Genomic DNA, 21,691 nt, shown 5'->3' on the forward strand with positions numbered 1-21,691 from the left:
ACGGAAGGATCGCCCCATGTCCCCGATACGCGCCCGAGTCGCCGTGATCGGCACTCTGCTGCTGCCGCTGACCCTGACCGCCCCGCTGCCCGCCTCGGCCGCGGGCGAGTCCCGGGCACCGGCTCCGGCCGTCACCGTCGAGGAGGCGCGGCTCGACCAGGCCGTACCCCGGGAGATCCTGCGGCGGAGCGGTTTCGACACCGTCGCTCCGGCGTTCGCGGACGCGCTGAGCGGTGCGCGGAACCACCGGCAGGCGGAGCGGGCGGTGGCACGCCACGGCTCGGCGCTGTGGGAGCGCGCGGTGGACCGGGCGCAGGGGCGCGGGCCCTCGGTGGGCGATCTGAGCCGGGACGACGACCGACCGCTGTACTGGGCGCGGCTGGGCATGACCCGCGAGCTGCGCCAGTGGCAGCCCGCCTTCGGGGTGAGCGAGGACCGGCGGGCCCGGCTGCTGGACCGGCTGGAGCGCGCCTCGCGCGGCCAGGACTCGATGCACGAGGGCTCTCGCGACGGCGGCCACAAGGGCCACCGGAACATCAAGCGGATCGTGATGACGGGCTTCGACCCGTTCACCCTGGACCGGGACGTCCGGATCAGCAATCCGTCGGGGGCGACGGCGCTGGCGCTGGACGGGACCGTGATCCGTACGGCGGACGGCCCGGCCAGGATCGAGACGGCGGTCTTCCCGGTCCGCTGGCAGGACTTCGCGGACGGCTCGGTGGAGCGGACGCTGCGCCGACAGCTGCCGCAGGCCGATCTGTTCACCACGGTCAGCCAGGGGCGGCCGGGCCGGATCGACATCGAGCGGACGAACGGGGCCTGGCGGGGCGGTTTCCCGGACAATGAGACGGTCTCGCGCACGGAGACGGTGCCGGTGGGCGATCCGGCCTCGCAGCCGCAGTGGACGTCCTCGACGCTGCCGCACACGGCGATCCTGGCCGCGGCCACGGGCCGCTTCCCGGTCTACGACAACACCTCGGTCAAGGAGATCCCGGCGGGCGGCACGGCGGTCGTGACCAACCCGGCCGGTCCGACGCCGGGTTCGACGGCCCGTGAGGGCGGCGGCGGCAACTATCTCTCGAACGAGATCGCGTACCGGGCGACGCTGCTGCGGGACCGGCTCGGGCTGGACGTCCCCGGGGGCCATGTGCACACCCCGGTGCTGGAGTTCGGGCCGGGGAACACCACGGAGATCACCGACCCGGTCTTCGTGAGGAACCGGCTGGACATCATCGCCCAGGTGCGGGAGATCATCCGGGTGTCGGCCGGGTCGTGACCGGGCGGCGGCCGGAGCGGCGGCCCGACCGGTGATCACCGCATGGGCCGATCATGATTGCCGGGGGGTCGGCCAGGGGTAGCGTTCTGATGCCACGGCGGTACGGGGGGGGCTCCAGGGTCCCCCGTACCGGCCGAGCACACAGGCTCGAACGACGGACGCCGGCAGGCGTCTCGAAGGGAGCACGGTGATGGGCGGGGGAACGTATGAGGCACGGCTGCTGCCGTGGTCGAGTCCCGAGGGCAAGCCGTGTTATCTCGACGGCGACGGCACGGGCTACATCTCGCGGGTCGCGGACACCATAGAGAACGTCCAGCTCGGCATGGCGGGCGAGTTGCTCGTCCACGCCGACGATCTGCTCGCGGAGGGCGGTGTCGCCCCGGATCAGCTGAGGCTGACGCTGGAGCAGCTGACCGAGGCGCTCCGCAATGTCCACCGCATCGCGCAGAGCCGGGGCGCGCGGCTGCCCACGCCTCCCGAGGACCCCGCGGACCCCATGGATCCCGTGGACGACGTGGCGTAGATGATGGGCCCATGAAGATAGCGGCTGCTCAGTTCGGCTCCGTGCCCGGCGATGTCGGGGCCAATGCCGAGACCATGCGGGATCTGGTGCGTACCGCCTCCGGGCAGGGGGTGCGGCTGGTGGTCTTCGCCGAGTTGGCGGTGACGGGGTACGGCATGGATCTGATCGCCCGGGATCCCGGGCTGTGGCTGACGGAGGACGATCCCCGGCTCGGGCCGGTGCGCGAGGCGTGCCGGGAGACGGGGACGGCCGCCGTGGTCAACGCGGCGGTGCTGACCGCCGGCGGGCGGCCCGGGATCAGTTCGCTGGTCATCGGGCCGGACGGGGAGCTGCTCGCCCGCTATGACAAGCGGAATCTGCACGGTGTGGAGCTGGATGTCTGCGCGGCGGGCACGGAGGACGGCCGGTTCACGCTCGACGGCGTCCGTTTCGCGCTGGCCGTCTGCTACGACAACCGCTTCCCCGAGCTGGCCGAGCGCGCCCGGAAGGACGGCTGCCAGGTGTATCTGGCCAGCTCGGTGCTGGAGGAGGGGAACGACTCCTTCGAGTCGGTCTATCCCGTCCGTGCCCGGGAGAACGGGCTGTATGTGGTGATGGCCAACCAGGTGGGCCCCAGCGACATCGGCGTCTGCCCCGGCGACAGCGGCGTCTGGGGCCCGGACGGGAGTTCGCTCGCCACCGCCGCCCGGGCGGATCCCGGGCTGGCGGTGGCGGTGGTGGAGCCGGTGCCCGTCAGCCGTTGAGGTAGGGGTTTCCGGGAGCGGGGGTGCCGGGGCCGTATCCCTGGCCCTGGCCGTACGCCTGGCCCTGGCCGTACGCCTGGCCCTGGGGCGGGCCGTGGCCCTGCTGCGGGGTGGGCCAGACCTGGGGCTGGGGCCGGTCTCCGACCACCGGGTGGCCCGCGCCCGCCGCCGGGGGCTCCGGGGCGACCGGGGCGTCCGGGCGCAGCTCGCGGACCATCAGCGTCGCGCCGGCCACCGCGCCCGGCATCAGGAACACGGCGACGAACGGCACCAGATAGGCCAGCGCCAGCGGGACGCCGAAGCCCAGCGTCATCATCCGGCGGCCCTTGAGCAGCGCCAGCCGCTCCTTGAGCTCGACGCCCCGGCGCTGGAGGGCGACCGCCGTCAGCTCCTCGGCGAGGAAGTAGCCCGTGACGCAGAAGCCGAGGACCGGCACCACGGTCTGGCCGACGACCGGGATGAAACCGGCGGCGAAGAGGAGCACTCCGTAGAACGTCACCCGCAGCACGATCCGCAGCGAGTCCCGCCCGGAGATCCAGAGATCGCGCCAGAGCGGCAGTCCCGACTCCGGGGCGTGGCCGCTCTCGCTGCGGTCGACCTCCTCGGAGAGGGACTCGTAGAAGGGCTGCCCGACCAGCAGGGTGACCGCGGTGAAGGTGATCACCGCGAGGAAGAGGCCGAGCACGAAGAGCAGGGCGGTCAGAAAGCCCCGGAAGAGGCCGTCCCACGGCGAGGACCAGTCGTCGGCGAACGGCGTCGCCCAGCCGACCAGATCGTTCGCGCCGTAGGCGAGGCCGATGAGCGCGCCCGCGTACAGCACCAGGGTCACCAGCCCGGGCAGCAGCCCGATGCCGAACCATCGGCCGTGTGCGCCGACCCAGCGCTGGCCCTTCATCAAGTAGCCGAAACCCGCCCCGAAATCACGCATGGGACCACCCTATCCGGCCCGGTCGCGCGCCCTGCCGGGAGCGATTCGTAGGAAACACCCCTTGATTGTTTCCGGCCGCACCAGGTAAACCCTGCGTACTGATCGTTGCGGCATACATGTCATGGCGATCGACCCCCGCTCCCCCCGGAGGGACTCACGCATGGGCATTTCCAGACCCGTCCTGGTCACCACCGCCGCGCTCGCCGTCGCCGTGCTTCTGGCACCGGCCCCGGCGACCGCGCTCCCCGTTTCCGCCCCGCTCCCGGGAGAACCGGGGCCGCCCGGCGGCCCCGGCCCCTCGCGCGAGCGCAGCGGCGGCGACTCCGCGCTCTCCAGAGCGCCACTTTCGGCCACCGCGGAGGCGCTCCGCCACGGGACGCACTCGTTCGTCAAGGACCGGGGTTACCCCCGGCGCACGACCCTCAAGTCCCCGGCGGCGAATCCTGCCGACAAGTCGATAAAGCTCGGTCTGATTCCCTACCACTCGATAGCGCCCCGCCTCAACGAGCTCCAGAAGCTGAGCGACCGGGTCAGCGTGGAGGTGGCGGGCAGGTCGGCCAACGGGCGTGAGCTGTATCTGGTCACCGTGACCGCGCCGGAGAGCGCGGGGAAGGTCCGCGAGCAGGAGCGGATGCGGGAGCGGATAGAGAACTCCCCCGCTTCGGCGGCCCGGGACAAGCAGCTGAAGTCCGCGTACAAGACGCCGGTCTTCATCAACAACAACATCCACGGCAATGAGTGGGAGGGCACGGACGCGGCCCTGAAGCTCATCGAGGAGCTGGCGAAGGCCAAGGACGCCAAGACGGCCGGGCTGCTGGCGAAGAACCGGATCTATCTCAATGTGACGGCCAACCCCGACGGCCGGGTCGCCGGCACCCGGGCCAACGCCAACGGTTTTGACCTCAACCGCGACTTCATCACCGCCTCCCAGCCCGAGTCCCGGGCGATCCGCCAGCTGGCGATCGACAAGCAGCCGGCCGTCATGCTCGATCTGCACGGCTATGTGAACGGCACCCTGATCGAGCCGACGACCCCGCCGCACGGCGAGAACTACGAGTACGACCTCTTCCTGAAGAACTCGTACGCCAACGCGCTCGGCATGGAGAAGGCCGTCAACGGGCTCGGGTACACCGCCGAGAAGGACGGTGTGAAGCCGGTCGAGATCCCCTTCCGGGACCAGACGGAGGGCTGGGACGACTGGCCGCCGATCTTCACCCCGCAGTACATGCCGTTCCAGGGCGCGGTGGCCTCGCACACCATCGAGTTCCCGATGCGGGTCAACAACCAGTCGTACGAGACGCTGCCGGTGGAGGAGTTGCGCCGGCGGTCCGCGATCAACACCGACATCGCGGGCGCGGCGATGCGCGCGACCCTCGACTACACCCACGCCAACCGGGGTTCGGTGATCGCCGACCAGATCGAGACCTTCCGGCGCGGCGCGGCGGGCGAGGCGCAGCGGCCAGTGTCGGAGGAGACGGTTCCGGGTGTGCCCGGGATCGGTCCCGAGGACGTCTACACGACGACTTTTCCCCGGGCCTATGTGATTCCGGCCGGGCGGGGTCAGCGCAGCGCCACGGCGGCGGGCCGGCTGGTGGACCATCTGGTCGCCAATGACGTGCGCGTGGAGCGTGCGCTGATGTCGTTCCGGCTGGCCGGGAAGACGTATCCGGCGGGTTCGTACGTGGTGGACATGCGCCAGCCCAAGCGCGGCATCGCCAATGTGATCCTGGCCGAGGGCCGCGACATCAGCCCCGATGTGTCGGCGATGTACGACATCTCGGGCTGGAGCCTGGGGCTGCTGTGGGGCGCTACGGTGGACAAGGCCGTCAGCGGCGAGCTGCGGGTGCTGGGCCGTCCGGTCCGCGCCGCCGCGCCGACCGGTTCGGTGGCCCGCCACGGCGATCTGCGGCTGCGGCTGGACGACCCCCGGGAGCTGGCGGCGGTGAACTCGCTGCTGGCGCAGGGGGTCAAGATCCGGCGGACGGCGGACGGGGCGGCGATCGTGCCGGCTTCGGCACGCAAGCACGCGGCCCTGGTCGCGGAGCGTTTCTCGGTGGTGTTCGGCTCGACGAGGGAGCGCGGGGTCGCGCCGCTGGAGCGGACCCGGGTGGCCGCGGCGGGCACCGCGGGCGAGCAGTTCGCGCTGCGTGAGATGGGCTTCGACGTGGTGCCGGTGTCGACGGCGATCCTCAACGCGGGCTTCGACTGGCGGGGCGTCGACGCGCTGTTCGTGTCGACGGGCCTCAACCACACGGCTCTGACGCCGGCGGCGCGCGACGCCTTCCGGGACAGCGGGGTCGCGGTGGTCGGTCTGGGCGCGGACGGCGCGGCGCTCACCAGCGCGGCGGGGCTGTTGCAGGCCACCGCCGTGGAGGGCAACGGCGACGCCAACGGCGTGGTGCGGGTCTCGAACGCCGGCGGTGTGATCACCGGTGGCGCTCCGGGCCACACCTTCGTCTACTCGCCGGTGTGGTTCACCGGGCTCGGTTCGGGCGTACGGGTGGACCAGTCGTACGGCGGCGGCAATCCGCTGGTCGCGGGCCACTGGCGGGCGACCGCCGACGGCTCGGGCGGCCCGGCGGACGCGGCGGGCAAGCCGTCGGTCGTCAGCGGGACCTCGGCGACGGGGGCGAAGGTGGCGCTGTTCGGCACGGAGCCGCTGTTCCGCGCGCACCCGAAGGGTGTGTTCGCGCAGATCGGGCGCGCGCTGCTGAACCACTGAGTCACTGACCGGATTCGGAGCCGGATTCGGACGAGCGGCGAAGGGCCGCACCCCCGCGTACCGCCGGGGGTGCGGCCCTTCGCCGTGCGGGTGCGCGGCTCAGACCGAGACGAGCATCTTTCCGGTGTTCTCGCCGCGCAGCATTCCGATGAACGCGTCGTAGCCGTGCTCGATGCCCTTGACCACGGTCTCGGCGTACTTCAGCTCACCGGTGGCGATCCAGCCGGCGGTGTCGCGGACGAACTCCGGCTGGAGGTCGAAGTGATCGGTGACCAGCAGGCCCTGCATCCGCAGCCGCTTGCCGATCATCAGGGGGAGATTGCTCGGGCCGGGGGCCAGTTCGGTGTCGTTGTACTGGGCGATCATTCCGCAGAGGGCGATCCGGCCGTGGAGCCTGAGCGAGCCGAGCGCGGCCTGGAGGTGGTCGCCGCCGACATTGTCGAAGTAGACGTCGATCCCGTCGGGCGCGGCCTGCTGGAGCTGTTCGGCGACGGAGCCGTTCTTGTAGTTGAAGGCGGCGTCAAAGCCGTACTCCTCGGTGAGCAGCTTGACCTTCTCGTCGGAGCCGGCCGAGCCGATGACCCGGGAGGCGCCCTTGATCCTGGCGATCTGGCCGACCTGGCTGCCGACCGCGCCCGCCGCGCCGGAGACGAAGACGGCGTCGCCCTCCTTGAAGGAGGCGGACCGCAGGAGTCCCGCGTACGAGGTGAGGCCGGTCATGCCCAGCACGCCCAGATAGGCGGAGAGCGGGGCGAGGGAGGCGTCGGCCTTGACGGCCTGCTCGGCGGGGACCTCGGCGTACTCGCGCCAGCCGAGGTTGTGCACCACATGGTCGCCGACGGCGAAGCCCTCGGCGGCGGAGGCGACGATCTCGCCGACCGCGCCGCCCTCCATCGGGCGGTCGAGCTGGAACGGCGGGAGGTAGGACTTCACATCGTTCATGCGTCCGCGCATGTACGGGTCGACCGAGAAGTAGAGGTTGCGGACGAGGATCCTGCCCGGACCCGGCTCGGTCACGGGGACCTCGCGGAGGGCGAAGTCCTCCTTCTTGGGCCAGCCGAGCGGGCGGGCGACGAGCTGCCATTCGCGGCTGGTGGCGGGAAGTACGGACATGGCTCGCTGCCTCCTGAAAGATGCTTCACTTACTGAAACAACCATGCTGAGAATATTTTATATTGTCAAATATTTACCGTAGGATGTCGCCATGGCTCACCACTCCCGCCCCGACCCCGTGACCCTCGACGTCATCGATCTGATCGGCGATGTGGTGGCCCGCTACCACGCGGAGTACGAGCAGGCCGCCGCCCAGCACTCGCTGACCGGCGCGCAGGCCAAGCTGCTGGGGCTGCTCACACTGGAGCCCACCCCGATGCGCCGGATAGCCCGGAAGCTGAAGTGCGAGCCGTCCAATGTCACCGGCATCGTGGACCGGCTGGAACAGCGCGGCCTGGTGGAGCGCCGCGCCGACCCGAACGACCGCCGAGTGAAGATCGCGGCGGCGACCGACGAGGGCGTGCGCACGATCTGCCGGCTGCGGGACTCCCTGGACTTCGCCCGGGAGCCGCTGGCCGGGCTCACGCAGGGCGAGCGCGAGACCCTGCGGGACCTGCTGCGCCGCATGCTGGGCGAGACCCCGCCGGGCGAGGGCCCCGCCGGACCCGCCGTCTGAGGTCCGGTGCCGGGCAGGATGGTGCCATGCACGCGGTCGCGCCCCTGGGGCCCCTCGATTTCCGGCTCGTACTGCTGCGGTCCTCGCCCGGGCTGAGGGCGGCGGAGGATCTGACGCCGTGGTCGTGCACCGTGGACGAGGCGGCGCGGGCCTTCGCTCCGGCGGTTCCGGCCGAGGGGTCGGCCCCGGGGCGATGGCGGCTCGCTCTGACGCTGCCCGGCGGGGAGCGGGGCGTCGCGGAGTTCACCTGGGGTCTGTTCCAGCGGCTGTCGCTGCCCGGCGGGACGCGCTGAGCCTTTTCAGGCCCCGGGGCCGAGCGGGCCCCGGCGGCCCCCCGACCGGCTCACCCAGCGCGCGCCGGACGGGGCCCGGCCGGACGATGCCTTCAGGTACCGCACCCGGGAGGATCCGCCGTGACCGTCAGTCTTGAGCGGCTGCGCCGCTGCCATGTCGCCGTCGACCTGGGCGCAGCCCGTACCAGAGTCTTCGTCAAGGGCGTGGGGCTCGTCGTGGACGAACCGAGCGTCGCCGCCGTGAACACCCGTAACGGCGCGCTCATCGCGGTCGGCGCGCTCGCGGAGAAGATGACCGGCCGCACCCCCGGCTACATCCAGGTCGTCCGCCCGGTGTCCGGCGGGACGGTGGTGGACATCGAGATGGCGCAGCGCATGCTCCGCCATCTCCTCGGCGAGAAGCTCCGCAGGCAGCTGCGCCGCAAGCCCCGGCTGCGGGCCGCCGCCTGCACCCCCCACCTCAGTGATCCGCTGGCGCAGCGCGCCGCCGTGGAGACGCTGGTCGGGCTCGGGGCGCGCCGGGTCGAGCTGGTCGACACGCTCATCGCCGCCGCCGTGGGCTGCGGACTCCCCGTGGAGCAGCCCACTGCGACCATGATCATGGTGTGCGGGGCGGCCACCACGCAGATCGCGGTGCTCTCCCTCGGGGCGATCGTCACCGCCGAGCGCATCCCCGTCGGCGGCAACGCGATCGACCACGCGGTGATCCAGCATCTGCGCACCCAGCACGAGCTGATGCTGCCCAGCCAGTCGGTCCGGCCGCTCCAGCTGGCGCTCCAGAGCAACGGGCTCCACTCGCACGGCCCCGAGTCGACCGAGATCCACGGCCGGGACGTGGCCACCGGTCTCGCCCGCTCGGTGCAGGTGGACACCGCCGCCGTGCGAAATGCCATCCACACCCCGCTGACCTCGGTCATCGACGGTATCGGCAAGGTGCTGCGGGACTGCCCGCCCGACCTTGTCGCCGATCTCGCCGACCGGGGGATCATGATGGTGGGCGGCAGCGCGCTGCTGCCCGGCTTCGATCAGATGCTGCGGGACGCGACCGGGATGCCGGTGCAGATCGCGGACCGGCCGGACATCTGCGCGGTACTGGGGCTCGGTGCGATGCTGGAGGGCAAGATCCAGCCACTGGTGCTGAACCCGCTGGCCGAGGTCGGCTGAGCACGGAGGCGAGGCGGCGGCGGTGGGCGAACCCGGCGGGGCGGCGGAGGCTCGGCTTCCGCTGCTGCTGGAGGCCGTGCTCAGCGTGGGCACCGACCTCGAACTCCCCGCCACGCTCCAGCATCTCGTCGACACCGCCACCGAACTCGCCGGGGCCCGCTACGGCGCGCTCGGCGTGATCGACCCGGAGCGCGGGATCCTCACCGAGCTGTTCACCTCCGGGCTGAGCCAGGAGGAGCGGGACCGGATCGGCCCGCTGCCCGGCGGGGAGTCCGGGCTGGTGGGGCTGCTCGTCCGGGATCCGCAGCCGCTGCTGATCAACGATCTCGCGGCCGATCCCCGCTCCTCGGGCGTGCCCGAGGGCCACCCCGTGATGCGCTCGCTGATCGGGGTGCCGATCCGGGTCCAGAGCGAGGTCTTCGGCAATCTCTATCTCTCCGAGAAGCGCGAGGGCCCCTTCACCGAGGAGGATCTCGCGGTGCTGCGGGTCCTCGGCTCCCAGGCCGGGATCGCGATCGGCAACGCCCGGCTGTACGAGACGGCCCGCCAGCGGGAGCGGTGGATCGCGGGCGCGGCGGCCGTCACCACCGCCCTGCTCACCGGGAAGAGCCCGCAGGACGCCCTGGCCACCGTCGCCGAGCAGGCCCGTATCCTCGCCGGGGCCTCGGCGGGGGTGGTGCTCCAGCCCACCGACGAGGGCGGGATGGAGATCGTCGCCGCCTCCGCGGTGGACGACCCGGGCGACATCGTGGGCACCACCATCGCGCCCGGCTCCCCGGTGCTGGAGCAGCTGCTCGGCGGCGAGCCCGTGTTCATCGAGGACTCGGCGACCGACCCCCGGATGACCACCCCCGTACGCACCCGCTTCGGCCCCTCGATGATGCTGCCGCTCCAGAGCGGGGGCCGGCTGATCGGCACCCTGGCGCTGCCCCGGCGGCGGCACGGCGACCCGTACACCGTGGAGGAACGGCTGCTGGCCTCGCAGTTCGCCTCCCAGGCCGCGCTGGCGCTGGTGCTCGCCGACGCCCAGCACAACCGCGAGCGGCTGGCGGTCTACGAGGACCGCGACCGGATCGCCCGCGATCTGCACGACCTCGTCGTCCAGCGGCTGTTCGCGACGGAGATGATGCTGGAGTCGACCCGGCGCAGGGCGGCGGGCGGGGAGTCGGACGAGCTGCTCGGCCGGGCGGTGGACGAGCTGGACTCGACCATCCAGGAGGTGCGGACGGCGATCTTCGCACTCCAGCAGCCGCCCGCCGACGCGCCCGCCAGTTTCCGGGGCCGGGTGCTCCGGGAGACGGGCGGCGCGGCCGCGCTGCTCGGCTTCCGGCCGTCGGTGCGCTTCCGGGGGCCGGTCGACGCGCTGCTGAGGGAGCCGGTGGACCAGCGGCTGCTGGCCGCGCTCCGGGGCGCGCTGGCGGCGGCGCACCGGCGGCCCGACGTCACCTCGGTGGAGGTGGAGGTGGACGCCACCGCCCGGCTGCCGGACGGCACGGCGGGGGTGCGGCTGACGGTCGCGGACGACGGCCTGCGCGAGGACGGCGCGGGACGGGGGACCACGTTCGGCTGGGAGGCCCCGCGTTAGAAAGGTGCGGGCCCGCGTCAGAGAAGTGCGGGCCCGCGTTGGAAAGGTGCGGGCCCACGCCGCTCTCCGGCGCCGCCGGACGTAAGAAGCTGCTGTGGCCGATGGGTGCCAACACCCTTTCCGGGAGGCCCGTGCTGGCTACCCTTCGAAGATGCGCATGACACCTGGCACGACCCGGACTCACCGGCCCCTGTTATGACGCCCGAGACCCCCGCGCCCCGGCGCGCGCCCCGGGCGCTCACCGTACTCGGATGGCTGCTGACGGGCTCCGTCCTGCTGGCGGTCCTGCTCGCCCTCGCACTCGGCGGAACCCTGGCGTGGTGGCTGAAGGTGGACCGCTCCGCCGTCTTCGAACCCCGGCAGGGCAGGGTGGAGCAGCATCCCGCGCGTGCTGATGTACTGGGCGGGGACACGGCCGCGGCCAGGGCCGTACGGACGGAGACTTGGAGTACGACGAGTGAGTGACCTCTTCCCCGCCTTGCACACCGCGACCGGCCGGACGGCCCTGCGCTTCGGGGAGCGCGCCCTGACCTACGGGCAGTTGGCACAGGCCGCCGGCCCTCTGGCCGCCCGGATCGGCGGGGCCCCGAGGGTCGCCCTGTGGGCCACGCCGACGCTGGAGACGGCGGTGGGCGTGGTGGCCGCGCTGCTCGCCGGGGTCCCGGTGGTGCCGCTCAACCCGAAGACCGGCGAGCGCGAGCTGGCGCACATCGTCACCGACAGCGGCCCGGCGGCGGTGCTCGCCGCCCCCGGCGACGAACTGCCCGGCGCGCTGGACGGGCTGGAGCGGATCGACGTGCCGGTGACACCCGTGGCCGCGACCGGCGGCCCCGCGTCGCCGCCGCCCGGCGAACCGGGGCCGCTCTCCCCCGCGCTGATCGTCTACACCTCGGGGACGACCGGCCCGCCCAAGGGCGCGGTGCTGCCCCGGCGCGCCCTGGCCGTGACCCTGGACGCGCTGGAGGACGCCTGGGAGTGGACCGCCGACGACGTCCTGGTGCACGGGCTGCCGCTGTTCCATGTGCACGGGCTGATCCTCGGCGTCCTCGGGCCGCTGCGCCGGGGCGGTGAGGTGCGGCACCTCGGCAGATTCTCCGTCGACGGCGTGGCGCGCGAGCTGGCGGGCGGCGGCACCATGCTCTTCGGCGTGCCCACGATGTACCACCGGCTGGCCGAAGCCCTCGACGGCGACGAGAAGTTGCGCGGGGCGCTGGCCGGCGCGCGGCTGCTGGTCTCGGGCTCGGCGGCGCTGCCCCTCCACGACCACCGGCGCATCGAGGCGGCGACCGGCCGCCGGGTGATCGAGCGGTACGGCATGACCGAGACGCTGATGAACACCAGCGTCCGGGTGGACGGCCGGGCCCGCCCCGGCTCGGTGGGGGTGCCGCTGCGCGGGGTGGAGCTGCGGCTGGTCGCCGAGGACGGCTCGGTGCTCACCGAGTACGACGGGGAGAGCATCGGCGAGGTCCAGGTCCGCGGCGAGAACCTCTTCACCGAGTATCTGAACCGCCCGGAGGCCACGGCGGCGGCCTTCGACGGGGACTGGTTCCGCACCGGCGACATGGCGGTGCGCGACGAGGACGGATCGGTGCGCATCGTCGGCCGCCGGGCCACCGATCTGATCAAGAGCGGCGGGTACAAGATCGGCGCCGGGGAGATCGAGAACGCCCTTCTGGAGCACCCCGGCGTCCGCGAGGCGGCGGTGACCGGCGAGCCCGACCCGGATCTCGGCGAGCGCGTGGTGGCGTGGATCGTCGCCGACGACGACCGGGCCCGGCCCACCCCGGAGGAGCTGGCGGCCCATGTGGCGGCCCAGCTGGCCCCGCACAAGCGCCCCCGCACGGTCCGCTTCCTCGACGCGCTGCCGCGCAATGACATGGGCAAGATCATGAAGCGGTCCCTGTCGGCTTCATAGCTCCCACCAGCGGTTTTCGTTCCGGGCGCGGCTTCGGCGCGCGGGTGGAAGCAGCGACGCCTAGCGTGAGAGGAGCGGCCGGCACCCCGGCCGCCCCCTCTCGACGGGAGGCGCTGCCCCATGGCCGTACGACCTGAAGGCACACCCTGCTGGGCGGACGGGATGTTTCCCGACCTGGCCGCCGCGAAGAGTTTCTACGGCGAGCTGTTCGGCTGGACGTTCGGCGAGAGTTCCGAGGAGTTCGGGCACTACACCCAGGCCTCGGTGGACGGCGGGACGGTGGCCGCCCTGATGCCGCAGGAGCCGGGGGCGGAGCGGCCCCCCGCCTGGAATCTCTACTTCGCCACCCCGGACGCGAGAGCGACCGCCGCGAAGATCCGTGAGAACGGCGGCACGCTGATCGCGGACTCCGTCGAGGTGGGCGGCTTCGGCACGATGGTCGTCGCCCAGGACCCCAGCGGGATCCACTTCAGCGCCTGGCAGCCGGCGTCCCATCAGGGCTTCGAGCGGACGGGTACGCCGGGGGCTTACGCCTGGGCGGATCTGTGCACCCGGGAGGTGCGCAAGGCCGACGCGTTCTTCCCCTCGGTCTTCCCCTTCGAGGTCAAAAGGATGGAGAGCGACCAGGTCGACTACCACGTCTGGAGCATCGGCGGCGAGCCCGTGGCGGGCCGGCTGCGGATGACGGACAACTTCCCGGCCGACGCGCCCCCGTTCATCAATGTGTACTTCGCCGTGGCGGGCGTGGACGCGGCGGTCGCCACCGTCCAACGGCTGGGCGGACAGCTGCTGTACGGGCCGCACCCCAGCCCCTTCGGGCGGTTCGCCCCGGTGATGGACCAGCAGGGCGCGGTCTTCACGCTGATCGATCCGGCGGACAAGGAGGGCGAGACGCCCACCTTCTCCTGAGGCGGCTCCCGGACCGGTCCCGGGGGCGCGCGGAACCGCGCGCCCCCGGGCGTTCACTCCCCCCGCACCAGTGCCGGAGCGGGCTGTTCCGGGGGTGGGTCCTGTCGGTCGCTGATTCCCCACACCCGGTCGGAGCGGGCGGACCGGGGCATTCCGTCGGCCGGGGTCCGGCCGCCGGGCAGACCCGGCGGCGTCGGCGGTTCGGCGGCGGCGGGCCGTGAGGGGCCGGCGCTCCCGCCTCCCGGCGTGGCCTTGGGCGTACTCCCGGGCTCCGTCGCGGCGGGGGCGCGGCCGGTCAGCCAGCGCTGGCCGGCCGAGTCGTCGCGCAGCTCGACGACCACATCGGCCCCGGCCCGGGCGGAGCCGGGGGCGACGGCGAGCCCGCCGTGCCAGCGGGGGACCATCTGGCCCTGGACGGTGAGGTCGTACCGTACGCCCGTCGCGTCGGCCGTGCCCCCGTCCGCCGGCGGGCAGTCGGTGAGGCTGAGCACGCCCGCCGACTCCCGGGAGTTGAGGCAGAGCCCGGGCTCGACGGCGGAGCGCAGCCGGCCGTCCTCCTCGTACACCCATCGCTGTGTGGCCCGGTGGGCGCAGGCCGCCGTGGTGGCGTCGGTGTCCGGCTCGGCCCGGCGGCCGCGCAGATCCAGACAGAGGCCCGACTCGGCGTGGCGGAACTGGGTGGTGAGGGGGGCGAAGGGACGGACGGCGGCGGTCGCCGAGGGACGCGCGGCGGGTACGGAGGAGGCCTCGGCCCCGCCTTCGGGCAGCGGCGCGGCGGACGCCCCGGCGGACGCGGCCGTGTCCTCCCGGTGCCCCTGGTGGTCCCCCCGGAGCCCGGTGACGACCGTGGCCGCGATCAGCAGCCCGGTGGCCGCGCCCACCCCGGTGAAGAGGGCCGTGCGTCCGCGCCGGGAGAGCGTCCGGCCCCGGAGCGCGAGGGGCACGAGGGACGGCGGTGTACGGGGCCGTGCCCGGCGCGGACGGCGGGTCGCGGCCCTGGGCTGGTGGCGGGCGGTCCGGCGGGCCGGCCGGGAGTCGAGGTAGGACTGCGCGGCCCAGCCGAGCACCCCCTCGGCGAGCAGCGGGGAGAGCCGGCCCTCGCGGTGGTCGAGTTGATCGGCGGCGAATCGGCAGTGCCGGCAGACGGCGAGATGCGCCCGTACGCCGGGGGGCGGCTCGCCGCCGCGGCGCGCGGAGAGATCGAGCAGCCGGTTGTAATAACGGCATTCGCACTGTGGTGCGATTTCCAGATGGCAGCGGAGAATCCCCGACCTGAGCATTTCCCTGGCCTGTTCCAGCTGGAGCGCCGCGCCGCGCGGGTCCATCGCCAGCAAAACGGCGGGTACGGATATGTCCTCGGCTTCCACCTCGCTGTGCCAGAGCAGGCATTGGGCGGATCCGGGCAGCTCCAGAAAGGCGCGGGCGACCAGGGCCCGATTCGCGGGGAGGGTGAACATGTCGGCGTGCGCGGTGCGGCCGGTCCGGGGATTCTGGAGTTCGGCCAGCGCGGTGACACGGGTGTCGGACGCCCATGCCTTGGCGATATGGCGGGCGGTCGTCAGAAGCAGCGGACGGATTGCGGAGGTCGTCCGCGCGCGCCGGAGATTCTCCAGCACTCTGGCGAATGCGGCGGCGGTCAGCAGGGAGGCGGCCTTGGCGGAGGGGGCACCGATGGCCGCGTAGTCGAGAACCGGCTGCCAGTGCCTGGCCAGCAGGGCGGCCACGGGCCGGGAGTCGTGGGGGGCGTCCGAGGCCCGCAGGGCGGCCGCCAGACCTTCGTCGGAGGCCCCCGAGTCGAGGCCGGTGCGTGAGGGAGGGAAGGAATCCTGGTGTTGGGGATTGGCCATAAGACGTCTTTCCGTCCAGGGCATTGCGGTGGGGGGTGAGCAGTGCCGTCCGGCCCGGGGCGAGCGGGCAGAGGATTCGGTTCGATGAAGTCGTCGTGGGGCTGTTCAAAACTCAACGAACGGTTGAACAAAACCGACCGTGATCGGACGTGGAGTGGCTCACTTTCGCACAACCACCGGTGCGGAACAAGAGTTCAAGAACCGCCGGCCATAGCGCCGGGACCGGCCGACTCCCCTCCTGTACTGGGTACTTAGGGCCTGCCCCGACGTTTCCCCGCTCAGACCTCACCGAGCGAGATCTCCGTCGCCTTGACACTCGCCCACACGGCGACACCGTCGGCGAGTCCGAGTTCGGCCGCCGCCTGCGGAGTGATTTCGGCGACCAGATCGGGAATCCCCGCCGAAGTGATGAGAATGCGCAGTCTGCTGCCGCTCGCGGTGATCTCCCGGACCGTGCCCGGCCAGACATTGCGCGGGCTGCCGCCCGGTCTCAGCCGGTGCACGGAGACCGCCTCGGGGGCGATCACCGCGAGGGCCCGCGTACCGGCGGGCAGCGGCTCCGCGACGGTCAGAGCGCCGCCGCCGGGCAGGCTCAGCCCGCTCTCCGTCGCGGTGCCGGCCCAGGCGTTGCGGCCGAGCATCCGGGCGACCCACGGGGAGCGCGGACGGCGCGTGACCTCGGCGGGCGAGGCGTCCTGGAGCGCACGGCCCTCCTCCAGCACCAGGACCCGGTCGGCGAGCGAGACCGCCTCCACCGGGTCGTGGGTGACGATCAGACAGACCCCGCCGAAGCCTTCGAGATGGGTGCGCAGGGTGTGGCGCACCCGGGCCCGGGTGGTCTGGTCGAGGGCGGCGAGCGGCTCGTCCAGCAGCAGCAGCCGGGGGCGCGCGGCCAGCGCCCGGGCGAGGGCCACCCGCTGGGCCTGGCCGCCGGAGAGCTGGGCGGGTCTGCGCCCGGCGAGCTGCCCCACCCCCAGCCGGTCCAGCCACTCCCGCGCGTCGCGGCGCGCCTCGGCGCGCGGCACGCCCTGCGCCCGCGGCCCGTACGCGGTGTTGCCGAGGGCGCTCAGATGCGGGAAGAGCGCGCCGTCCTGGGGAACCCAGGCGACGCCCCGGCGGTGCGGGGGGAGTTCGGTGACCTCGTCGGGGCCGAGGCTCAGGACCGCGTGGGCGCGGGGGGTGAGGCCGAGGAGGGCGCGCAGCAGGGTGGTCTTGCCCGCGCCGTTGGGGCCGACGACGGCGATGGTGGTGCCGGGGGCGGCTTCGAGGGTGAGCCGGGTGAAGCCGGTCAGCTCGGCGCTCAGGGACCAGGCTTCGCCGCCCCGCGGTGACGCCGGGGCCGAGGGCCCGTCCTTGGCACCCGGCTCAGGCTCCGGCTCGGCCTTCCCGCTCCCCGGGTCCGCCCGTACGGCTGTCGCGCCCGCTCCGCCGCCGGTCCAGTGTCCGCGCAGGGCGATGAGCACGCCCAGGGCGATGGCCAGGAGCAGCAGGGAGAGGGAGGTCGCCGCCTCCGGCCGGGACTGGAGGAGCAGATAGACCTGGAGCGGCAGGGTCTGGGTCGCGCCGGGCAGATTCCCGGCGAAGGTGATGGTCGCGCCGAACTCGCCGAGCGCTCGGGCCCAGGTGAGCGCCGCCCCGGCGGCCAGCCCGGGAGCCACCATCGGCAGGGTGACGGTGCGGAACACCCGTACCGGAGAGGCTCCGAGCGAGGCCGCGGTCTCCTCGTAACCGGGCCGCAGTCCGCCCAGCGCGCCTTCGAGGCTGATGACGAGGAAGGGCATCGCGACGAAGGTCGCGGCGACGACCGCGCCGGAGGTGTGGAAGGGGAGGGTGATGCCGAAGGTGGACTCCAGCCAGGGGCCCAGCAGCCCCCGGCGGCCGAAGCCCAGCAGGAGGGCGACGCCTCCGACGGTGGGCGGCAGCACCATGGGGAGCAGCACCAGGGAGCGTACGAACACCTTGCCGGGGAAGCTCACCCGGGCGAGCAGCCAGGCCAGCGGCACCCCGAACAGCAGGGAGAGGCCGAGCGCGCCGAAGGAGACGAGGAGGGAGAGCCGGAGCGCCTCGACGACGGCCGGGCTGCTCAGATGCGTACCCAGCTCGGTCCACTCGGTGTGGACCAGGATGCCGAGGAGGGGCAGCAGCAGAAACGCGATGGCGAGCAGAGCGGGGACGGCGAGCGCGAGGGGCACGCGGGTGCCGGTGGGCCCTTGGAGGCGAAGGCGTTTCATCGGGGTTCCTGGTGTACGCGATGCACGTGAGGTCCATGGTGCTCGGTGCGCGGGCGGTCCGCCCCCGCGCACCGGACACGGGCGCGGTCTACGGCTGCTGGAAGCCCGCGTCCTGGAGGATCTTCCGAGCCTCGGGGCCGCTCAGCCAGGTCACGAACGCGGCGGCGGCCTCGGAGTGCTCGCTGTCCTTGAGGGTCGCCGCCGGGTATCGCGCGACGGCGTTCTGGGCGTCCGGGATCTCGATCGCGTCGACCTTGCCGGCGGCTGCCGCCGCGTCGGTCTTGTAGACGAGCCCCGCGTCGGCCTCGCCCAGTTCGACCTTGCTGAGCACGGCGCGGACGTTGGGCTCCTGGGACACCGGCTTCACCTCGACCTTCTGCCGGTCCAGGATCTGCTCGCCGTAGCGGCCGACGGGCACCTCGGGCGCGGCGAGGACGACCTTGAGCCTGCTGTCGGCCAGGTCCCCGAGCCCGTCGATCTTCTCGGGGTTGCCCTCGGCGACGGCGATGACGAGCCTGTTCTTCGCGATGACCGTCGGCTTCCCGGTCTCGGCCCGCAGCCCGTCCATGGTCTTGGTGTCGGCCGTGACCAGCGCGTCGGCGGGAGCGCCCTGCCGGACCTGCGCGGCCAGCTCCTGGGAGCCCGCGAAGGAGAAGGCGACCTTGGTCCCCGGGTTCTCCTTCTCGTACGCCGCGCCCGCCGTCGCGAAGACATCGGTGAGCGAGGAGGCGGCGAGCACGGTCAGGTCCACCTTCTTCGGCCCGTCCCCCCCGTCGTCACCGCCACAGGCCGCGAGCGGCAGCAGCAGGGCGGCGGTGAACGCGGCGGCCGCGGCGCGGCGACGGAACGTCATGGGACGGGACTCCTCGGCTGGGACGGATCGGGCGGGTCGGCGCGAGAGGGAGGCGGGCCCGCTCACGCCAGGTCGATATGGACATTGGTCGACTTCACCCGGGCGGTGGCCCGCATGCCCACCTCAAGCCCCAGCTCCTCGACGGCCTCCCTGGTCAGCAGGGAGACCAGCCGGTGCGGCCCGGCCTGTATCTCGACCTGCGCGGCGACGTCCCCGAGCTTGACCGCTGTGACGATGCCCGGAAAGGCGTTGCGGGCCGAGGTGTACGAGGCCTCCTCCTCGCCTCCCCCCTGCCCCACCTCAATGGAGAACGCGGCCAGATCCCGCCCCTCGATCAGCCGCTTCCCGCTCTCGTCCCGGTGCGTCGCGACCCTCCCGGCATCGGCCCACCGCCGCGCCGTGTCGGGACTGACGCCGAGAAGACGGGCGGCCTGACCAATGGTGTACGACTGCATATGCCATACGTTAGGCCGAATGGGCTCGCATCTACAAGGCTGGTCCGACGATCCGACCGGTGGGTGCGGTTCGTCAATCGCTACCGGCGGGCGTCGGCCGAGGTGTAGCCGGACTCCATCGCGCAGCCCAGCAGCTGATCGAGCAGGCCGGGGAAGCGGGCCTCCACCTCGCCGAGGCGCAGGGAGTTGTAGCAGCGGGTGCCCTCCGAGCGGACATGGAGGAGGCCCGCCTCTCTGAGGATCTTCAGATGGTGGGTCATGGTCGACTTGGCGATCCCCCCGCCCAGTTCCCCGGCGGTGCGCTCGTCGCCGCGCGACAGGGCGACGGCGATCCCGAGCCGGGTGGCGTCGCTCAGCGCGAACAGCACCTCGGGGAGGCGGATGTCCTCGGGGTCCGGATGGAAGTATCGGCGCACCCCTCCAGCCTCGCACAGTCCGGCACGAGTGATCGGCTGGAAATACCCCTCCGCCTTTGCCCCCAAGAGTCACATCAGCATCATGTACCTATGGACCGCGACTATCGAACATTAGGGACGCCGTGAACCTCGTCCACCTTCTTGGGGTCGGGGCCTTCGCGCTCGGGCTCGACGCCTATGTGACCGCCGGCCTGCTGCCGGTCATCGCCGACGACTTCAACTCGTCCGTATCGGCCACGGGGCAGATGGTCACAGCCTTCACGCTCGCCTATGCCATCGCCTCGCCGATCTTCGCCACCTTCCTCTCCGCCTCCCGAGTACGGGCCGGGCTGCTCGGTTCCCTCGCCGTCTTCGCCCTGGCCAACGCGGGCAGCGCGCTCTCCGACTCGCTGCCAGTGCTGCTGGTGACCCGCGCCTTCGCGGGTGTCGGCGCCGGTCTATATCTGGCCCTCGCCGCAGCCGCCGCCGCGTCCCTCGTGGACAAGGAACGACGGGGCCGGGCACTCGCCGTGATCATGGGCGGGATGAGTTCCGGCACGGTCATCGGGGTGCCCGCGGGGGTCTTCATCGCCGAGCACACAGGGTGGCGCTCGACCCTGTGGCTGGTCACCGTGCTGGGATTCATCTCCTTCGCCGGTCTCGCGCTCCGGCTGCCGACGCTGCCCGCCACCCACTCGTTCTCCCTGCGGGAGCGCGCCCAGGTCGTCACCGACCCCCGGGTCGCCTCGATCGTGGGCGTCTCCTTCCTCGCCGCCGTCGCCAGTCTCGGCCTGTACACCTATATCGCGCCGGTGATGGCGACCGACGCCATGGGCGAGGTGGAGAGCATCACTCCCTATCTGTGGGCCTGGGGCATCGGAGGCGTCGTCGGCAGCGTTCTGATCGGCACCCTGGTCGACCGGGTCCGCCGTCCGTATTTCCTGGTCGTCGGCATCTTGGTGCTCCTGGTCGCGGCCCTGCTCGCCTTCCGTGTCACCGCCTCGATCCATCCGCTGATCGCGCTTGCGCCGATCGCGATCTGGGGTGCGGTGGGGTGGGCCCTGCAAGTGCCGCAGCAGAACGACCTGTTGGAGGCCCGGGGAGAGAAGGGCGGTCCGGTGGCCGTGGCCCTCAACGAGTCCGCCCTCTATCTCGGCAGCGCGGTCGGATCGGGCCTCGGCGGCCTCGCCTTCTCCCTCGGCCGGAGCGGCTCGGTGCTGCCGCTGTGGGCGGCGGGCGCGGCCCTGCTCGCTCTGATCCTGCAAGTGACCGCGGTCCGGACCTCCTCGGCCCGGCGCGCACGGGCCGCACGGCCCGCACCCGCCGAGACCCTGACCGGCGGCACCGATTGACCGACCCGGGGCACGGGCCGGGCCGGTTCGGTTCGGTTCGTCAGGCCGGTCCCAGGCTCCAGCGGGGACCGTCCGGGCTGTCCTCGATGACCAGTCCGGACTGCTGGAGCTGGTCGCGGATGGCGTCGGCGGTGGCCCAGTCCTTGCGGCCGCGGGCCGCCTCGCGCTGTTCGAGGACCAGGCGTACGAGGGTGTCGACCGCGCCGTGGAGGTCGTCGCCCCGGACCGCGTCGCCGGCCCAGTGCGGGGCGAAGGGGTCGAGGCCGAGGACGCCGAGCATGGCGCGGACCTCGGCGAGGCGGGCGACGGCACCGTCCTTGTCGTCGGCGGCGAGCGCCGAGTTGCCCTGGCGGACGGTGGTGTGGATGATCGCGAGCGCCTGCGGCACGCCGAGGTCGTCGTCCATGGCCTCGGCGAAGGCCGGCGGGACCTCTCCGGCGGGGGCGACGGCGCTCCCGGTCTTCTCGACGACCCGTTGGGCGAAACCCTCGATCCGGGCGAAGGCGGACTCGGCCTCGCGCAGTGCCTCCTCGCTGTACTCGATCATCGAGCGGTAGTGCGGGGTGCCGAGGTAGTAGCGGAGAACGATGGGCCGCCAGCGTTTGACCATCTCGGAGACGAGCACCGAGTTGCCGAGCGACTTGGACATCTTCTCGCCGCTCATGGTGACCCAGGCGTTGTGCACCCAGTACCGGGAGAACTCATCGCCGAAGGCCTTGGCCTGGGCGATCTCGTTCTCGTGGTGCGGGAAGATCAGATCCAGGCCGCCGCCGTGGATGTCGAAGGCCTCGCCCAGGTACTTGTGGGCCATCGCGGAGCACTCCAGGTGCC

At 72.6% G+C, this 21,691-nt stretch carries 19 protein-coding genes and 1 pseudogene; 12 read left to right on the forward strand and 8 right to left on the reverse strand.

Annotated elements, in window-relative coordinates:
* Nucleotides 1–16 precede the first annotated feature (16 nt).
* The 3 genes from ABD371_RS23920 to ABD371_RS23930 all read left to right on the forward strand — a co-directional run bounded on the left by ABD371_RS23920 (nucleotide 17) and on the right by ABD371_RS23930 (nucleotide 2,542).
* On the forward strand, nucleotides 17–1,276 hold the full coding sequence (locus ABD371_RS23920) for a pyroglutamyl-peptidase I (protein WP_344479982.1): 1,260 nt from the start codon (nucleotides 17–19) through the stop codon (nucleotides 1,274–1,276).
* 190 nt (nucleotides 1,277–1,466) lie between these two features.
* Nucleotides 1,467–1,799, forward strand: coding sequence for a spectrin repeat-containing protein (locus tag ABD371_RS23925; protein ID WP_344479984.1), 333 nt, complete (start codon nucleotides 1,467–1,469; stop codon nucleotides 1,797–1,799).
* An 11-nt stretch (nucleotides 1,800–1,810) separates the two neighbouring features.
* Entirely contained in the window at nucleotides 1,811–2,542 is a 732-nt protein-coding gene (locus ABD371_RS23930) for a carbon-nitrogen hydrolase family protein (RefSeq protein WP_344479985.1), read from the forward strand.
* Here the strand turns inward: ABD371_RS23930 and ABD371_RS23935 are convergent.
* Entirely contained in the window at nucleotides 2,532–3,470 is a 939-nt protein-coding gene (locus ABD371_RS23935; RefSeq protein WP_344479987.1) for an EI24 domain-containing protein, read from the reverse strand. The two genes, ABD371_RS23930 and ABD371_RS23935, sit on opposite strands and share 11 nt — an antisense overlap.
* Before the next feature lie 160 nt (nucleotides 3,471–3,630).
* Between ABD371_RS23935 and ABD371_RS23940 the strand changes: the two genes are divergently transcribed.
* Nucleotides 3,631–6,192: a M14 family zinc carboxypeptidase gene (locus ABD371_RS23940; protein WP_344479988.1), complete on the forward strand. Its 2,562-nt coding sequence runs from the start codon at nucleotides 3,631–3,633 to the stop codon at nucleotides 6,190–6,192.
* A gap of 99 nt (nucleotides 6,193–6,291) precedes the next feature.
* Here the strand turns inward: ABD371_RS23940 and ABD371_RS23945 are convergent, their stop codons facing one another.
* Nucleotides 6,292–7,305 carry an NADP-dependent oxidoreductase gene (locus ABD371_RS23945; protein WP_344479990.1) on the reverse strand — a complete coding sequence of 338 codons (1,014 nt, stop codon included), beginning with the start codon at nucleotides 7,303–7,305 and terminating at the stop codon, nucleotides 6,292–6,294.
* Between the two features lie 91 nt (nucleotides 7,306–7,396).
* Here ABD371_RS23945 and ABD371_RS23950 point away from each other — a divergent pair, with 91 nt between their 5' ends.
* The 7 genes and pseudogenes from ABD371_RS23950 (at nucleotide 7,397) to ABD371_RS23980 (ending at nucleotide 13,727) form a co-directional block, all read left to right on the forward strand.
* A complete protein-coding gene (locus tag ABD371_RS23950; protein WP_344479991.1) occupies nucleotides 7,397–7,861 on the forward strand; it encodes a MarR family winged helix-turn-helix transcriptional regulator in 465 nt (154 codons plus the stop codon).
* An 86-nt stretch (nucleotides 7,862–7,947) separates the two neighbouring features.
* Nucleotides 7,948–8,154: pseudogene (locus ABD371_RS23955) on the forward strand (hypothetical protein); the annotation flags it as partial.
* 120 nt (nucleotides 8,155–8,274) lie between these two features.
* On the forward strand, nucleotides 8,275–9,318 hold the full coding sequence (locus ABD371_RS23960) for a rod shape-determining protein (RefSeq protein ID WP_344479993.1): 1,044 nt from the start codon (nucleotides 8,275–8,277) through the stop codon (nucleotides 9,316–9,318).
* Between the two features lie 22 nt (nucleotides 9,319–9,340).
* Nucleotides 9,341–10,903 carry a GAF domain-containing protein gene (locus ABD371_RS23965; protein ID WP_344479994.1) on the forward strand — a complete coding sequence of 521 codons (1,563 nt, stop codon included), beginning with the start codon at nucleotides 9,341–9,343 and terminating at the stop codon, nucleotides 10,901–10,903.
* Between the two features lie 195 nt (nucleotides 10,904–11,098).
* Nucleotides 11,099–11,368, forward strand: coding sequence for a hypothetical protein (locus ABD371_RS23970; RefSeq protein ID WP_344479996.1), 270 nt, complete (start codon nucleotides 11,099–11,101; stop codon nucleotides 11,366–11,368).
* Complete coding sequence (locus tag ABD371_RS23975) at nucleotides 11,361–12,818, forward strand: acyl-CoA synthetase (protein ID WP_344479997.1); 1,458 nt, start codon at nucleotides 11,361–11,363, stop codon at nucleotides 12,816–12,818. Before ABD371_RS23970 ends, ABD371_RS23975 begins: the two co-directional genes overlap by 8 nt.
* Before the next feature lie 120 nt (nucleotides 12,819–12,938).
* Entirely contained in the window at nucleotides 12,939–13,727 is a 789-nt protein-coding gene (locus ABD371_RS23980) for a VOC family protein (protein ID WP_344479999.1), read from the forward strand.
* Between the two features lie 53 nt (nucleotides 13,728–13,780).
* On the opposite strand, the gene ABD371_RS23985 is transcribed toward ABD371_RS23980, so the two are convergent.
* The 5 genes from ABD371_RS23985 to ABD371_RS24005 all read right to left on the reverse strand — a co-directional run bounded on the left by ABD371_RS23985 (nucleotide 13,781) and on the right by ABD371_RS24005 (nucleotide 19,529).
* Nucleotides 13,781–15,574 (reverse strand): RICIN domain-containing protein, encoded by a 1,794-nt coding sequence (locus ABD371_RS23985; RefSeq protein WP_344480001.1) that lies wholly within the window; start codon nucleotides 15,572–15,574, stop codon nucleotides 13,781–13,783.
* A gap of 278 nt (nucleotides 15,575–15,852) precedes the next feature.
* On the reverse strand, nucleotides 15,853–17,805 hold the full coding sequence (locus ABD371_RS23990; protein ID WP_344480002.1) for an ABC transporter permease: 1,953 nt from the start codon (nucleotides 17,803–17,805) through the stop codon (nucleotides 15,853–15,855).
* 88 nt (nucleotides 17,806–17,893) lie between these two features.
* Nucleotides 17,894–18,658 (reverse strand): molybdate ABC transporter substrate-binding protein, encoded by a 765-nt coding sequence (gene modA / locus ABD371_RS23995; protein WP_344480004.1) that lies wholly within the window; start codon nucleotides 18,656–18,658, stop codon nucleotides 17,894–17,896.
* Between the two features lie 62 nt (nucleotides 18,659–18,720).
* Nucleotides 18,721–19,113: a TOBE domain-containing protein gene (locus ABD371_RS24000; protein ID WP_344480005.1), complete on the reverse strand. Its 393-nt coding sequence runs from the start codon at nucleotides 19,111–19,113 to the stop codon at nucleotides 18,721–18,723.
* Nucleotides 19,114–19,193: 80 nt separating this feature from the next.
* Nucleotides 19,194–19,529: an ArsR/SmtB family transcription factor gene (locus ABD371_RS24005; RefSeq protein WP_344480007.1), complete on the reverse strand. Its 336-nt coding sequence runs from the start codon at nucleotides 19,527–19,529 to the stop codon at nucleotides 19,194–19,196.
* 122 nt (nucleotides 19,530–19,651) lie between these two features.
* Here ABD371_RS24005 and ABD371_RS24010 point away from each other — a divergent pair, with 122 nt between their 5' ends.
* Nucleotides 19,652–20,860 carry an MFS transporter gene (locus ABD371_RS24010; protein WP_344480008.1) on the forward strand — a complete coding sequence of 403 codons (1,209 nt, stop codon included), beginning with the start codon at nucleotides 19,652–19,654 and terminating at the stop codon, nucleotides 20,858–20,860.
* A 40-nt stretch (nucleotides 20,861–20,900) separates the two neighbouring features.
* On the opposite strand, the gene ABD371_RS24015 is transcribed toward ABD371_RS24010, so the two are convergent.
* The coding region (locus ABD371_RS24015; RefSeq protein ID WP_344480010.1) for a DALR domain-containing protein at nucleotides 20,901–21,691 on the reverse strand (791 nt) is incomplete at its 5' end.

The sequence above is a fragment of the Streptomyces amakusaensis genome (genome assembly GCF_039532665.1).
GTDB lineage: Bacteria > Actinomycetota > Actinomycetes > Streptomycetales > Streptomycetaceae > Streptomyces > Streptomyces amakusaensis.